The sequence below is a fragment of the Roseateles sp. P5_B10 genome (genome assembly GCF_056400485.1).
The window spans coordinates 1-1815 of the sequence record NZ_JBFULE010000960.1; the positions used below are offsets into that span (position 1 = coordinate 1).

Annotated in this window: 2 protein-coding genes; one reads left to right on the forward strand and one right to left on the reverse strand. The window is 64.6% G+C overall.

Features of this window, described 5'->3' with window-relative positions:
• On the reverse strand, positions 1-183 hold a 183-nt coding region (locus AC1DU6_RS29745; protein ID WP_477861612.1), incomplete at its 3' end, for a hypothetical protein.
• Between AC1DU6_RS29745 and ettA the strand changes: the two genes are divergently transcribed.
• The coding region (ettA, locus tag AC1DU6_RS29750; RefSeq protein ID WP_477861614.1) for an energy-dependent translational throttle protein EttA at positions 161-1815 on the forward strand (1655 nt) is incomplete at its 3' end. The genes AC1DU6_RS29745 and ettA overlap by 23 nt on opposite strands.

Genomic DNA, 1815 nt, shown 5'->3' on the forward strand with positions numbered 1-1815 from the left:
GCGCAGGGTCTGGGCTTGGACGAGGCCGGTGGCGAGAACGATCAGGGCGGCGGCAAGACGGAGCATCTGACTTCCTGGAAACGCGGGCTCGGCGACAATACCAGGCAATGCAGGCCCTCTTCCGGGGCCTGCCGCTGTTTCAGCCTCACAGGATTTGCCCATGGCCCAGTACGTCTTTTCCATGAACCGCGTCAACAAGACGGTTCCTCCCAAGCGCCACATCCTGAAGGACATCTCGCTGTCCTTCTTCCCCGGCGCCAAGATCGGCGTGCTGGGCGTGAACGGTTCGGGCAAGTCGACCATCCTGAAGATCATGGCGGGCGTCGACAAGGAGTACGAGGGCGAAGCCACGCCGATGCCGGGCATCAAGATTGGCTACCTGGAGCAGGAGCCGCGCCTGAACCCTGACCAGACCGTGCGCGAGGCCGTGGAAGAGGGCATCGGCGGCGTGCTTGCCGCGAAGAAGCGCCTGGACGAGGTCTATGCCGCCTATGCCGAAGAGGACGCCGACTTCGACGCGCTGGCTGCAGAGCAGGGCGAGCTGGAATCCATCATTGCCGCCGCCGGCTCCGAGAACACCGACCTGCAGCTGGAACTGGCCGCCGACGCGCTGAACCTGCCGCCGTGGGACGCCGTCATCGGCGTGCTGTCCGGCGGCGAAAAGCGCCGCGTCGCGCTGTGCCGCCTGCTGCTGAGCAAGCCCGACATGCTGCTGCTGGACGAACCCACCAACCACTTGGACGCCGAATCGGTCGAGTGGCTGGAGCAGTTCCTGCAGCGCTTCCCGGGCACCGTGGTGGCCATCACCCATGATCGCTACTTCCTGGACAACGCGGCCGAGTGGATTCTTGAACTCGACCGCGGCCACGGCATCCCGTGGAAGGGCAACTACTCCGACTGGCTGGATCAGAAGGAAAAGCGCCTGGAGACCGAGCAGAAGAGCGAAGACGCGCGCATGAAGGCGATGAAGGAGGAACTGAAGTGGGTTCGCTCCAACGCCAAGGGCCGCCAGGCCAAGAGCAAGGCGCGTCTGGCCCGCTTCGAGGAACTCTCGGACGTCGAATACCAGCAGCGCAACGTGACCAACGAAATCTTCATCCCCGTGGCCGAGCGCCTGGGCAATGAGGTCATCGAGTTCGAGAACGTCAGCAAGAGCTTTGGCGACCGCGTGCTGATCGACAACCTGAGCTTCAAGGTGCCGGCGGGCGCCATCGTTGGCATCATCGGCCCCAACGGTGCCGGCAAGTCGACGCTGTTCCGCATGCTGCAGGGCGTGGAGCAGCCGGACTCGGGCACGGTCAAGATCGGCAAGACGGCCAAGATGGCCTTCGTCGACCAGAGCCGCGAGAGCATGGAAGCCGACAAGACCGTCTGGCAGGACGTCTCCGGCGGCCTGGACAACATCATCGTCGGCAAGTTCGTCATGCCCAGCCGCGCCTACCTGGGCCGCTTCAACTTCAAGGGCAACGACCAGCAGAAGCTCGTCGGCGCCCTCTCCGGCGGTGAGCGCGGCCGCCTGCACCTGGCCAAGACCCTGGCCCAGGGCGGCAACGTGCTGATGCTGGACGAACCGTCCAACGACCTGGACGTCGAAACCCTGCGCGCGCTGGAAGAAGCGCTGCTGGAGTTCGCCGGCTCGGCCATGGTCATCAGCCATGATCGCTGGTTCCTGGACCGCATCTGCACCCACATCCTGGCTTGCGAAGGCAATTCGCAGTGGTTCTTCTACGACGGCAACTTCCACGAGTACGAGGCCGACAAGAAGAAGCGCCTGGGCGAAGAAGGCGCGCGCCCGAAGCGCATGCGCTTCAAGCC